At 60.2% G+C, this 12,789-nt stretch carries 13 protein-coding genes and 1 tRNA gene; 6 read left to right on the plus strand and 8 right to left on the minus strand.

Annotated elements, in window-relative coordinates; all coding sequences use genetic code 11:
- Positions 1-43: 43 nt before the first annotated feature.
- The 8 genes from ychF to NPS56_RS07805 all read right to left on the minus strand — a co-directional run bounded on the left by ychF (position 44) and on the right by NPS56_RS07805 (position 6,964).
- Positions 44-1,144 carry a redox-regulated ATPase YchF gene (gene ychF, locus NPS56_RS07770; protein ID WP_274074157.1) on the minus strand — a complete coding sequence of 367 codons (1,101 nt, stop codon included), beginning with the start codon at positions 1,142-1,144 and terminating at the stop codon, positions 44-46.
- A 22-nt stretch (positions 1,145-1,166) separates the two neighbouring features.
- Complete coding sequence (gene pth / locus NPS56_RS07775; RefSeq protein ID WP_008037207.1) at positions 1,167-1,751, minus strand: aminoacyl-tRNA hydrolase; 585 nt, start codon at positions 1,749-1,751, stop codon at positions 1,167-1,169.
- A gap of 170 nt (positions 1,752-1,921) precedes the next feature.
- Positions 1,922-2,524 carry a 50S ribosomal protein L25/general stress protein Ctc gene (locus NPS56_RS07780; protein ID WP_274074158.1) on the minus strand — a complete coding sequence of 201 codons (603 nt, stop codon included), beginning with the start codon at positions 2,522-2,524 and terminating at the stop codon, positions 1,922-1,924.
- Between the two features lie 142 nt (positions 2,525-2,666).
- The gene (locus NPS56_RS07785) at positions 2,667-3,608 is read right to left on the minus strand and encodes a ribose-phosphate pyrophosphokinase (RefSeq protein WP_003171603.1); all 942 of its coding nucleotides are present in this window, start codon (positions 3,606-3,608) and stop codon (positions 2,667-2,669) included.
- Between the two features lie 45 nt (positions 3,609-3,653).
- A tRNA-Gln gene (locus NPS56_RS07790) sits at positions 3,654-3,728 on the minus strand.
- Positions 3,729-3,764: 36 nt separating this feature from the next.
- On the minus strand, positions 3,765-4,616 hold the full coding sequence (gene ispE, locus NPS56_RS07795; RefSeq protein ID WP_274074159.1) for a 4-(cytidine 5'-diphospho)-2-C-methyl-D-erythritol kinase: 852 nt from the start codon (positions 4,614-4,616) through the stop codon (positions 3,765-3,767).
- A 1-nt stretch (position 4,617) separates the two neighbouring features.
- Positions 4,618-5,235, minus strand: a complete 618-nt coding sequence (gene lolB, locus NPS56_RS07800) for a lipoprotein insertase outer membrane protein LolB (RefSeq protein WP_274074160.1) — start codon at positions 5,233-5,235, stop codon at positions 4,618-4,620.
- A gap of 4 nt (positions 5,236-5,239) precedes the next feature.
- Complete coding sequence (locus tag NPS56_RS07805) at positions 5,240-6,964, minus strand: tetratricopeptide repeat protein (protein ID WP_274074161.1); 1,725 nt, start codon at positions 6,962-6,964, stop codon at positions 5,240-5,242.
- Positions 6,965-7,309: 345 nt separating this feature from the next.
- Here NPS56_RS07805 and hemA point away from each other — a divergent pair, with 345 nt between their 5' ends.
- The 6 genes from hemA to NPS56_RS07835 all read left to right on the plus strand — a co-directional run bounded on the left by hemA (position 7,310) and on the right by NPS56_RS07835 (position 12,679).
- The gene (gene hemA / locus NPS56_RS07810; protein WP_274074162.1) at positions 7,310-8,599 is read left to right on the plus strand and encodes a glutamyl-tRNA reductase; all 1,290 of its coding nucleotides are present in this window, start codon (positions 7,310-7,312) and stop codon (positions 8,597-8,599) included.
- On the plus strand, positions 8,596-9,678 hold the full coding sequence (prfA, locus tag NPS56_RS07815) for a peptide chain release factor 1 (protein WP_020799741.1): 1,083 nt from the start codon (positions 8,596-8,598) through the stop codon (positions 9,676-9,678). The genes hemA and prfA overlap by 4 nt, the downstream gene beginning before the upstream one ends.
- On the plus strand, positions 9,679-10,509 hold the full coding sequence (gene prmC / locus NPS56_RS07820) for a peptide chain release factor N(5)-glutamine methyltransferase (RefSeq protein ID WP_274074163.1): 831 nt from the start codon (positions 9,679-9,681) through the stop codon (positions 10,507-10,509).
- Positions 10,503-11,258: a molybdopterin-synthase adenylyltransferase MoeB gene (locus tag NPS56_RS07825; RefSeq protein WP_274074164.1), complete on the plus strand. Its 756-nt coding sequence runs from the start codon at positions 10,503-10,505 to the stop codon at positions 11,256-11,258. The genes prmC and NPS56_RS07825 overlap by 7 nt, the downstream gene beginning before the upstream one ends.
- A complete protein-coding gene (murI, locus tag NPS56_RS07830; protein ID WP_274074165.1) occupies positions 11,251-12,042 on the plus strand; it encodes a glutamate racemase in 792 nt (263 codons plus the stop codon). Before NPS56_RS07825 ends, murI begins: the two co-directional genes overlap by 8 nt.
- Before the next feature lie 118 nt (positions 12,043-12,160).
- Positions 12,161-12,679, plus strand: a complete 519-nt coding sequence (locus tag NPS56_RS07835) for an acyloxyacyl hydrolase (RefSeq protein ID WP_274074166.1) — start codon at positions 12,161-12,163, stop codon at positions 12,677-12,679.
- The last annotated feature ends 110 nt before the right edge of the window (positions 12,680-12,789 follow it).

Raw genomic sequence — 12,789 nt, forward strand, 5'->3', positions numbered from 1 at the left:
AAAAAGCACCCGAGGGTGCTTTTTTTGTTGAAGGCTGCGAACGTCAGACGTTGAAACGGAAGTGCATCACGTCGCCGTCTTTAACGATGTAATCCTTGCCTTCCAGGCGCCATTTACCGGCTTCCTTGGTACCGGCTTCGCCCTTGTACTGGATGAAGTCGTTATAGGCGATCACTTCGGCGCGGATGAAGCCTTTTTCGAAGTCGGTGTGGATCACGCCAGCGGCTTGTGGTGCGGTGGCACCAACGCGTACGGTCCAGGCGCGGACTTCTTCGACACCGGCGGTGAAGTAGGTCTGCAGGTGCAGCATTTCGTAGCCGGCGCGGATCACGCGGTTCAGGCCAGGCTCTTCGAGGCCCAGGGCTTCGAGGAACATGTCTTTCTCTTCGCCGTCGTCGAGCTCGGCGATTTCCGCTTCGATCTTGTTGCAGACCGGAACAACCATGGCGCCTTCTTCTTCGGCGATGGCCCTGACCACGTCCAGGTGCGGGTTGTTCTCGAAACCGTCTTCAGCGACGTTGGCGATGTACATCACAGGCTTGGTGGTCAGCAGGTGGAAGCCCTTGATCACCGCTTTTTCGTCGGTGCTCATGTTCTTCATCAGGCTGCGCGCCGGCTTGCCTTCGGTGAAGTGAGCGATCAGTTGCTCCAGCAGGCCTTTCTGGACCACGGCGTCCTTGTCGCCGCCCTTGGCGTTACGCGCGACTTTCTGCAGTTGCTTCTCGCAGCTGTCGAGGTCGGCGAAGATCAGTTCCAGGTCGATGATTTCGATGTCGCGTTTCGGGTCGACGCTGTTGGAGACGTGAATCACGTTCTCGTCTTCGAAGCAGCGGACCACGTGGGCGATGGCATCGGTTTCACGGATGTTGGCCAGGAACTTGTTGCCCAGGCCTTCACCTTTCGACGCGCCGGCCACCAGGCCTGCGATGTCGACGAATTCCATGGTGGTCGGCAGGATGCGCTTTGGATTGACGATTTCCGCCAGGGCTTGCAGGCGTGGATCCGGCATCGGCACGATACCGCTGTTCGGTTCGATGGTGCAGAAGGGGAAGTTCTCGGCCGCGATACCGGATTTGGTCAGGGCGTTGAACAGGGTGGACTTGCCGACGTTAGGCAGGCCGACGATGCCGCAATTGAATCCCATGGTGTTTCCCCTCGGATAAGAGTCAGGCCTTCTGGCTGTGCAGGTTTTTCATCGCGCGGTTCCATTCACCGGCGAGGATATCCGGCAGCACGCCGAGGGCAAAGTCGATGCTGGCATCGAGTTTTTCCTGTTCGGCGCGTGGCGCACGACCCAGGACGAAATTTGAAACCATACTGGCGACGCCCGGGTGGCCGATGCCAAGTCGCAGGCGGTAGAAAGTATTCTGATTGCCCAGTTGCGCGATGATGTCGCGCAACCCGTTGTGACCGCCATGGCCGCCGCCCTGCTTGAGCTTGGCAACGCCGGGTGGCAGGTCGAGTTCGTCGTGCGCCACGAGGATTTCTTCAGGCTTGATGCGGAAGAATCCGGCAAGGGCCGCCACGGCCTGGCCGCTGCGGTTCATGTACGTGGTGGGAATCAGCAGACGAACATCCTGACCCTGATGCGAATAGCGCCCGGTCAGGCCGAAATATTTGCGGTCCGCCACAAGGTTCACACCTTGTGCGTTCGCGATGCGCTCAACAAAAAGGGCCCCTGCGTTATGCCGGGTCTGTTCGTATTCAGCGCCTGGATTACCCAGGCCAACGATCAGTTTGATGGCAGTCACGATAGGGGCCCTTCCTTGGAGTGGTGGATAACATCGCCGCAATCCGGGAGAGCGGCGAAAGTGGACGAAAATTGCTCATTTACCATGATGTAAACTCCGCGTTCTCGCCCGCTTTCTCGCTACGTTCCAGTCCGCGATGTTACTTGATCACTCCGGCATCACAGAGTGAATTACTCTGCAGCGCCTTCTTCGGTAGCTTCTGGAGCAACACGTGGAGCGTGGACGTTGGCAACAGCCTTGTCATCACCGTGTGCCAGAGCAACGAACTCAACGCCTTTAGGAGCTTTGAGGTCGGACAGGTGAATGATCGAACCGATTTCGGCGTTAGCCAGGTCGACTTCGATGAATTCAGGCAGGTCTTTCGGCAGGCAGGTCACTTCGATTTCCGAAACAACGTGCGAAATTTCGCCGCCTTTCTTGGTCGGAGCTTCTTCGCCAACGAAGTGTACAGGCACGATAGCGGTCAGTTTCTGGCCAGCTACAACGCGTACGAAGTCGGCGTGCATCACGTGGCCTTTGGCCGGGTGACGCTGCAGAGCCTTGATGATTACGTTTTGCTTGGTGCCACCAACGTTCAGCTCGATGATGTGGCTGTAAGCCGCTTCGTTTTCGAGCAGTTTGGCAACTTCTTTGGCCAGCATGCTGATGGATTCAGGGGCTTTTTCGCCACCGTAAACTACAGCTGGAACCAGGCTTGCGAGACGACGCAGGCGGCGGCTCGCACCTTTCCCCAGGTCGGAACGCACTTCAGCATTCAGAGTAAAATCGTTCATGTTGTATCTCCAAAATAACCACACTCGCCCCAGCGTTTGCGACCAGCGCTAAAGGCGATATGGGCAAAAAAGCCCCGCCCCGACAGGAATGCCGGGGCGGGGCGCTTTTCGTCAACGAGACATTTCGAAAAGGGCAGGGCCCTTAGCGGAACATCGCGCTGATCGATTCTTCATTGCTGATGCGGCGGACCGCCTCGGCAACAACCGGTGCGATATCCAGTTGACGGATACGCGCACAGGCTTGTGCTGCAGCGGACAGCGGGATGGTGTTGGTCACCACCAGCTCGTCCAGCACGGAATTTTCAATGTTTTCGATCGCCCGACCCGACAGCACAGGGTGCGTGCAGTAGGCGAAAACCTTGGCAGCGCCATGCTCTTTCAAGGCCTTGGCCGCGTGGCACAGGGTGCCGGCGGTATCGACCATGTCATCGACCAGAATACAGGTACGCCCTTCGACATCACCGATGATATGCATCACTTCAGAGTGATTGGCTTTCTCACGGCGTTTGTCGATGATCCCGAGATCCACGCCCAGGGATTTGGCAACGGCACGTGCACGCACGACGCCACCAATGTCCGGGGACACGATCATCAGGTTTTCGAAGCGCTGATCTTCGATGTCATCCACCAGAACCGGGGAGCCGTAGATGTTATCTACCGGAATATCGAAGAAACCCTGGATTTGGTCAGCATGCAGATCAACCGTGAGAACACGGTCGATGCCGACTACGGTAAGCATGTCAGCAACGACTTTCGCGCTGATAGCCACACGTGCGGAACGCGGACGGCGATCCTGACGGGCATAACCAAAGTAAGGAATAACAGCAGTGATACGAGTAGCCGAGGAGCGGCGGAAGGCATCAGCCATCACTACCAGTTCCATCAGGTTATCGTTGGTCGGAGCGCAAGTCGGCTGAATAATGAAGACATCTTTACCGCGGACGTTTTCATTGATCTCGGCTGTAATTTCGCCGTCGGAAAATTTACCGACAGAGATGTCACCGAGAGGGATATGCAGCTGACGTACGACACGCCGAGCCAGATCGGGGTTAGCATTCCCCGTAAAGACCATCATCTTGGACACGCGCAGTACCTAGAGGCTGAGGGTAACCTGGATGAGTATTGAAAATGGCAGGGGCGGCTGGATTCGAACCAACGCATGGCAGGATCAAAACCTGCTGCCTTACCGCTTGGCGACGCCCCTGTATCTGTTGCAACGATTACCCAGTAATCGGTTCTTTTAGAGCAGGCCTTGCAGCTTGCGGTGCAACATCGAAATGTTGCTTCCTTTTGCTACAAACCCTGTAAGGGTCTCTGTAAGAAGGGCCGAGACTTTATCAGCTTCAGCTTTGCTTGGGAAGCCCCCAAACACACAACTTCCAGTTCCGGTGAGTTTTGCTTCGGTAAATTTACCTAACAAATTCAATGCGTTACGTACCTCTGGATAACGCCTTGCTACCACCGGCAAACAGTCATTTCGACTGTTTCCCTTGGGAACGGGGCGCACTTTAATGGGCGGCGTGTTACGTGTCAACAACGGATCTGAAAAAATTTCTGCCGTACTTACAGAGACTTGCGGTACGAGCACGAGATACCAGGGTTCTTCCGGGTCGACAGGGGTCAGTTTTTCCCCCACGCCCTCGGCGAACGCCGCATGCCCGCGAACGAAAACCGGGACGTCAGCGCCCAGCGTCAGGCCCAGTGCAGCCAGCCGGTCTTCATCCCAACCCAATTGCCACAGATGATTGAGGCCGAGCAGGGTGGTGGCGGCATTCGAACTGCCGCCGCCGATGCCGCCGCCCATGGGCAGGACCTTGTCGATCCAGATATCGATGCCGAGCGAACAGCAGGATTGCGCCTGGAGTTTTTTCGCCGCCTTGACGATCAGGTTGCTGTCGTGGGGCACGCCTTCGAACTCGGTGTGCAGGCGAATGACGCCGTCGTCGCGCACGGCGAAGGTGATTTCGTCACCGTAGTCGAGAAACTGAAACAGCGTCTGCAATTCGTGGTAACCGTCTTCACGGCGACCCAGAATGTGCAGCATCAAATTGAGCTTGGCCGGGGAGGGCAGGGTCAGTTGCTTGGCTGGCATTTCATTGCCCCAACTTGCGCGGTTGCCAAGTCTTGATCACCAGCGTGACATCCAGGTCGGTGCCGTGCAATTTGATCCGCTCAGGCAGCCAGTAGCCGTTTTGCTCGGTGTAGGCGGTGTATTCGACCTGCCAGCCGTCCTGTTCGAGACTGGCCAGGCGGCTATTGCCATCGAGGGTCAAACGGCTTTTGCTGTCCGGCGCCGGCAGTCCGCGGACCCACCAGGCCAGGTTGGAAACCGGCAGCTTCCAGCCAAGCTGCTCTTCGAGCAGGGCATCCGGGGACGCCGCTTCGTAGCGACCCTGGTTGGCGACTTCCAGGGAAACCTTGCCCGGGCGCCCGGTCAGGCGCGCCGCCCCGCGACCCAGGGGGCCGGAGAGGCGAATGTCATAGTAATCCTGGCGCTGCAGCCAGAACAGCGTGCCGCTGCCGGAATCTTTCGGCGCGCGAATGCCAATCTTGCCGTCGATCTGCCAGCCATCAAGGCTCGCCAGCTGCTGTTTGTGCTGGCGCCATTGGGCGGGGTCTCCGTGGCCCTCGACCGACTCGCGGGCACCGAAGCCCGCACAACCGGCGAGCAAGGCGATGAAACTGAAAACAATGAAGTGGCGCAAAAACATAATCTTAAAGAGTCTCTGATCCGGTCAGGCGCTTGATGGTACTGCGCAGGGTAGGGCTGTCGGGTTGTTCCTTGAGGAATTTGCCCCAGATTTGCCGGGCTTCGGTTTGCTTGCCATTGGCCCACAGGACTTCGCCCAGGTGAGCGGCGACTTCCTGGTCGGGGAAACGCTCCAGGGCCTGGCGCAGCAGACGCTCGGCTTCGTCGAGATTGCCCATGCGGTAATTCACCCAGCCGAGGCTGTCGAGCACCGCCGGGTCTTCCGGACTGATCTGGTGCGCTTGCTCGATCAGCGCCTTGGCTTCGGCGTAGCGCGTCGTGCGGTCAGACAGGGTATAGCCGAGGGCGTTCAATGCCATGGCGTTGTCCGGGTCGCGCTTGATGATCAGGCGCAGGTCTTTTTCCATCTGGGCCAGGTCATTGCGTTTTTCCGCCTGCATGGCCCGGGTGTACAGCAGATTCAGGTCATCCGGGTATTGCTGCAGCGCCTGTTCCAGGACTTTCCAGGCCTTGTCCCCCTGTTTGTTGGCCGACAGGGTTTCGGCTTCGATCAGATACAACTGGATCACGTAGTCCGGTTGCTCGTCGCGTTGGGCAGCGAGGCGTTTTTGCGCTTCGGCGGTCCTGCCGTTGCCCATCAGGATATCGGCCTGGCGCAGTTGCGCTGGCAGGTAATCGTTACCCGGCCCGACCTTGGCGTACTCGATCAGCGCACCTTGTGGATCGTTGCGTTCTTCGGCGATGCGCCCCAGGTTCAGGTGCGCCGAGTCGACGTGGCTGTCACGGGCGATCAGGTCTTCCAGGTAGCCCTTGGCCTCGTCCCAGGCCTTGGCCTCAAGGCACACCAGCGCCAGCGAATAACGCAGGTCGTCGTCATCCGGGTATTGCTGCACCAGGCTGGAGAACTCGGCCTTGGCGTCATCCATGCGGTCCTGTTCGACCAGCATGCGCGCGTAGGTCAGGCGCAGGCGCTTGTCGTCCGGGTATTTCCTGATGCTTTTTTGCAGCAGCGGCAAAGCTTCGTCACCGCGATCCAGGGATTGCAGCAGGCGCGCACGCAGCAGGATCGGGGCGATTTCGCCGTCGTCCGGTGGATTGTCTTCCAGCAGGGTCAGCGCGCCTTTTGTGTCGCCATCCTGTTGCAGCAGCAAGGCCTTGCCGAAAATCAGCTGGCCGTTGTTCGGGTGGCGCTGCAGCAAGCGGTCGAAACTTTTCATCAGGCCGTTGCGCGTGTCCTGGTCGGTATCGGCCGCGGACAGCGCGAGGAAGTCGAAATGGGTATCGCCCTTGCCCTGCAGCACCTTCTCCATATAGACCATGGAGTCGTCATAGCGCCCGGCGCGCGCCAGTTGCACGGCGGCGGCCCGCTGGGCCTCAAGGTCGTCCGGCGCGTTTTTCGCCCAGATCAGTGCCGTGTCCAGGGCGGCCTGGTCGGCGCCCAGGTACTCGGCAATGCGGAAGGCCCGCTCGGAGATGCCCGGATCCTGGGTGTTGATGGCCTGGGTCACGTAGTTGTCCAGGGCGATGTCGAAACGATTGCGCTGGCCAGCCAGTTCCGCGCTCAACAGACTGAAGACGGTGTCTTCGCTGAACGAGCTGTAGACCTTGGGCTTTTCAGGGGCCACCGTGGTGTCTTCGACCGGCGACGGGTCGTCCGTCGACGCGGGGGCCAGGGCCTGGCAGCCGCTGAGAAAGACAAGGGCAAGGAGCAACGCGGAAGATCTATTCATATAGGAAGAGGACGACTAACCTGCGGTCGGATCATCATGACACAAGCCTTACGTCAAACATAACCGCCGAACTGATTTCAAGTGAGCGCGCTCCCCTGTAGGAGCCGGCTTGCTGGCGATGGTGGTGAACGATGACGCATTTATTCTGGAAAGGACGCGGCGCCTGCAAGTCCATCGCCAGCAAGCCGGCGCCTGCAGCGAGCGGTGTGCGGATCAAAATCTGTGTAAACGAGAACCGCTCGCAATTCGCGGCATCACCTACCAGGCCAATAGATATCGAGTAGTTGTTCTCCATGTGTCGAAGTAGGACAATTGCCGGCTTCACGTCACCACCAGCGACCTTGAATGGCCTTCCTTGCACTCGGTATTAACCACAAGACTGCTTCAGTAGACGTCCGCGAGCGCGTGGCCTTTACCCCTGAGCAGCTGGTTGAGGCCTTGCAGCAGCTCTGCCGACTCACCGACAGCCGCGAAGCTGCGATCCTCTCCACCTGCAATCGCAGTGAACTCTATATAGAACAGGATCACCTGTCGGCCGATACCGTGCTGCGCTGGCTGGCCGAATATCATCATTTGAGCCTCGATGAGCTGCGCGCGAGCGCTTATGTGCACGAAGACGATGCGGCAGTTCGTCACATGATGCGGGTCGCCTCCGGGCTCGATTCGCTGGTGTTGGGCGAACCGCAGATCCTCGGCCAGATGAAATCCGCCTACGCCGTCGCGCGGGAGGCCGGGACCATCGGACCGTTGCTCGGGCGCCTGTTCCAGGCCACGTTCAATGCGGCCAAGCAAGTGCGCACCGACACCGCCATTGGCGAGAACCCGGTGTCCGTGGCGTTTGCCGCGGTCAGCCTGGCCAAACAGATTTTCAGTGACCTGCAACGCAGCCAGGCCTTGCTGATCGGCGCCGGCGAGACCATCACCCTGGTCGCCCGCCACCTGCATGACCTGGGCGTAAAGCGTATCGTGGTCGCCAACCGTACACTGGAGCGCGCGAGCATCCTGGCCGAGCAGTTCGGCGCCCATGCGGTGCTGCTGTCGGACATCCCGGCGGAGCTGGTGCGCAGCGACATCGTCATCAGTTCCACCGCCAGCCAGTTGCCGATCCTTGGCAAGGGCGCTGTCGAAAGCGCCCTGAAGCTGCGCAAGCACAAGCCGATCTTCATGGTCGATATCGCCGTACCGCGTGATATCGAGCCAGAAGTCGGCGAATTGGACGACGTCTACCTGTATAGCGTCGACGATCTCCACGAAGTGGTCGCCGAGAACCTCAAGAGTCGCCAGGGTGCAGCCCAGGCCGCGGAAGAGATGGTCTCGGTCGGCGCCGAAGATTTCATGGTACGCCTGCGCGAACTGGCGGCGGTCGACGTGCTCAAGGCCTATCGTCAACAGAGCGAACGCCTGCGCGACGAAGAATTGCAAAAGGCCCAGCGCCTGCTGGCCAACGGCAGCAGCGCCGAAGAGGTGCTGGTGCAATTGGCACGCGGCTTGACCAATAAACTCTTGCACGCACCGAGCGTGCAGTTGAAAAAGCTCTCTGCCGAAGGTCGCCTCGATGCGCTGGCGATGGCCCAGGAACTCTTTGCCCTCGGTGAGGGCTCATCGGATAGCTTTTCGGATAAGAAACCGCAATGAAAGCGTCACTGCTCAATAAGCTGGACATCCTCCAGGACCGTTTCGAGGAATTGACCGCCTTGCTTGGCGATGGCGAGGTCATTTCCGATCAGAACAAGTTCCGCGCCTATTCCAAGGAGTACGCGGAAGTCGAGCCGATCGTCGAAACCTATAAACAGCTGCTTAAAGTGCAGGGCGACCTCGAAGGCGCCCAGGCCTTGCTCAAGGACAGCGACCCGGACATGCGCGAAATGGCCGTGGAAGAAGTCCGCGAGGCCAAGGAACGCCTGGTCGAGCTGGAAGCCAATCTGCAACGCATGCTGCTGCCCAAGGACCCGAACGACGGGCGCAACGTGTTCCTCGAAATCCGCGCGGGCACCGGCGGCGACGAAGCGGCGATTTTCTCCGGCGACCTGTTCCGCATGTATTCGCGTTACGCCGAGCGGCGCGGCTGGCGGGTGGAGATCCTCTCGGAAAACGAGGGTGAACACGGCGGCTACAAGGAAGTCATCGCGCGCGTCGAGGGCGACAACGTCTACGGCAAACTGAAGTTCGAGTCCGGCGCCCACCGCGTGCAACGCGTACCGGCGACCGAGTCCCAGGGGCGCATCCACACCTCGGCCTGCACCGTGGCGGTATTGCCCGAGCCGGACGAACAGGAAGCGATCGAGATCAACCCGGCGGACTTGCGCATCGATACCTACCGTTCCTCCGGTGCGGGTGGTCAGCACGTGAACAAGACGGATTCGGCGATCCGCATCACCCACTTGCCGTCCGGCATCGTGGTCGAGTGCCAGGAAGAACGTTCGCAGCACAAGAACCGCGCCCGGGCGATGTCCTGGCTGTCGGCCAAGCTCAACGACCAGCAGACCAGTGCCGCCGCCAATGCCATCGCCAGCGAGCGTAAATTGCTGGTGGGTTCGGGGGATCGCTCGGAACGCATCCGCACCTACAACTTCGCCCAGGGCCGGGTCACCGACCACCGGGTCAACCTGACCCTGTATTCCCTCGACGAAATCCTCGCCGGGGGCGTCGATGCAGTGATCGAGCCGTTGCTGGCCGAGTACCAGGCCGATCAACTGGCCGCCATAGGTGAGTAAATGACGATCATTGCCAGTCTGTTGCGCGCGGCCGATCTGCCCGACTCGCCCACGGCGCGCCTGGATGCCGAGTTGTTGCTGGCGGCGGCGCTGGGCAAGTCCCGCAGCTTCCTGCACACCTGGCCGGAACGTATCGTGCCGAGCGAAGCGGCGTTGACCTTCGCCGACTATTTGCAGCGTCGCCGCAGCGGTGAGCCGGTGGCGTACATTCTTGGCCAGCAAGGTTTCTGGAAACTCGACCTGGAAGTCGCACCGCACACCCTGATTCCGCGCCCGGACACCGAGTTGCTGGTGGAAGCCGCGCTAGAACTGTTGCCGGCCACGCCCGCCAAAGTTCTCGACCTGGGCACTGGCAGCGGCGCGATTGCCCTGGCCCTGGCCAGCGAACGTCCGGCATGGAAGGTCACCGCTGTGGATCGTGTGCTGGAAGCCGTGGCCCTGGCCGAGCGCAATCGCCAGCGCTTGCACCTGAGCAATGCCACGGTGCTGAGCAGTCATTGGTTCAGCGCCCTGCAAGGTCAACGTTTTCAACTGATCATCAGCAATCCGCCCTATATCGCGTCCGCCGATCCGCACCTGGTGGAAGGCGACGTGCGTTTCGAACCGGCCAGCGCCCTGGTGGCCGGTGTCGACGGGCTCGACGATTTGCGCTTGATCATTGCCCAGGCGCCGGACCATCTGGACGCGGGCGGCTGGCTGATGCTCGAGCACGGTTACGATCAGGCCGAGGCGGTGCGCGTTCTGCTGCTGACCCATGGTTTCGAACAGGTCCACAGCCGCACCGACCTGGGCGGTCATCAACGCATAAGCCTGGGGCGCCTGCCATGCTGAATGATCAGGAATTGCTGCGTTACAGCCGGCAGATTCTGTTGCAGCACATTGATATCGACGGTCAGTTGCGGCTCAAGGAAAGCCGCGTGCTGATCGTCGGCCTCGGCGGGCTTGGCGCGCCGGTGGCGCTGTACCTGGCGGCGGCCGGCGTGGGTGAGTTGCATCTGGCGGACTTCGATACGGTCGACCTGACCAACCTGCAACGCCAGATCATTCACGACACCGACAGCGTCGGCATGAGCAAGGTCGACTCGGCGATCAAGCGCCTGACGGCCATCAACCCGCAGATCGCGCTGGTCGCCCATCGCGCGGCGCTGGATGAAGACTCGCTGGCGGCGGTCGTGGCCGGTGTGGATCTGGTCCTCGACTGCTCCGATAATTTTTCCACCCGTGAAGCGGTCAACGCCGCTTGCGTGAGCGCCGGCAAGCCGCTGGTCAGCGGTGCGGCGATTCGCCTGGAAGGGCAATTGTCGGTGTTCGACCCGCGTCGCGCAGAAAGCCCGTGCTATCACTGTTTGTATGGGCACGGCAGCGAAGCCGAATTGACCTGCAGCGAGGCCGGGGTGGTCGGTCCGCTGGTGGGGCTGGTCGGCAGCCTGCAAGCCCTCGAAGCGTTGAAGTTGCTGGCCGGCTTTGGCGAGCCGCTGGTGGGGCGCCTGTTGTTGATCGACGCCTTGGGTACGCGCTTTCGCGAATTGCGGGTCAAGCGTGATCCGGGGTGCAGCGTCTGTGGGCCCAAGCATGCGTGAGGCGCCGATCGGCGTGTTCGACTCCGGCGTCGGTGGGCTTTCGGTGCTGGCCGAGATCCAGCGTTTGTTGCCTGACGAATCCCTGTTGTACTTCGGCGACTGTGGGAACATTCCCTACGGCGAGAAAACCCCGGAATTCATCCGCCAGCGTTGCAGCATCATGGCCGAGTTTTTTCAAGGCCAGGGCGCCAAGGCCCTGGTATTGGCCTGTAACACCGCGACGGTCGCGGGGGTCGCCGACCTGCGTCGCGATTACCCGCAGTGGCCCATCGTCGGCATGGAACCTGCCGTCAAGCCGGCGGCCGCCGCGACCCGCAGCGGCGTGGTCGGCGTGCTGGCCACCACGGGCACCCTGCAGAGCGCCAAGTTCGCCGCGCTGCTCGACCGATTCGCCACCGACGTTCGAGTGATCACCCAGCCCTGCCCCGGGTTGGTCGATTTGATCGAACAAGGCGATCTGCACAGCCCCACCCTGCGTCAGTTGCTGCAGGGTTACGTCGAGCCGCTACTTGCCGAAGGCGCCGACACCATCATCCTGGGCTGCACCCATTACCCGTTTCTCAAGCCGCTGCTCAAGCAGATGATCCCCGATGACATCAGCCTGATCGACACCGGCGCGGCGGTCGCGCGCCAGCTTCAACGCCTGCTGGCCGAGCGCGAACTACTCGCCGCCGGGCCTGCGCGTGCTGCGCAGTTCTGGACCAGTGCCGATCCTGTTCATTTCACAAATATATTGCCAATCTTGTGGAATAACGCTGGGGTTGTGCGAAGCTTCGAAGGGTAAACAAGTTGTGGGGCAGGGCACAATTGGGGTGGAACTTCTGAATAACCGTCGACTTCTATAGCTGGGTACGTAGAGCAAAAAAAACACCAAACGTAATCGTTCGGAAAAGGATGTTTCTATGAAGCGACTATTTTGCTTGGCCGCGATTGCGGCTGCACTGATGGGGCACAGTTTCACTGCACAGGCGGCAGGCGTGGAGTTCGGGATCGGCCAGACCCCCGAGTCGACCATGACTTATCGGCTGGGTATGCAATTCGATTGGGACAAGAGCTGGTGGCAAAGCGACGTCGGTCGTTTGACCGGTTACTGGAGCGGCGCCTACACCTACTGGGATGGCGACGAGAAATCCAGCAACCACAGCCTTTCGTTCTCCCCAGTGTTTGTTTATGAGTTCGCCGGTGAGAGCGTTAAACCCTATGTGGAACTCGGGGTTGGCGTGGCGGTGTTCGCCACTACCGAAGTGGAAAACAACGACCTGGGCAGCGCGTTTCAGTTCGAAGACCGTTTAGGTGTCGGCCTGCGTTTTGCTGGCGGGCATGAAGTCGGAGTTCGCGCCACGCACTATTCCAATGCCGGGATCGCCAGTCCCAACCAAGGCGTAGAAAGTTACGCGCTGCATTACACGATGCCGTTGTAAGGATCACTGCCTGAGCAACATACCCTGTGGGAGCCAGCCTGCTGGCGATTGCGATTTCAGGTTCAACATTAGTGTTGACTGAAACACCGCCATCGCCAGCAGGCTGGCTC

The organism is Pseudomonas putida (assembly GCF_028682635.1).
Taxonomy (GTDB): Bacteria; Pseudomonadota; Gammaproteobacteria; order Pseudomonadales; family Pseudomonadaceae; genus Aquipseudomonas; species Aquipseudomonas putida_AE.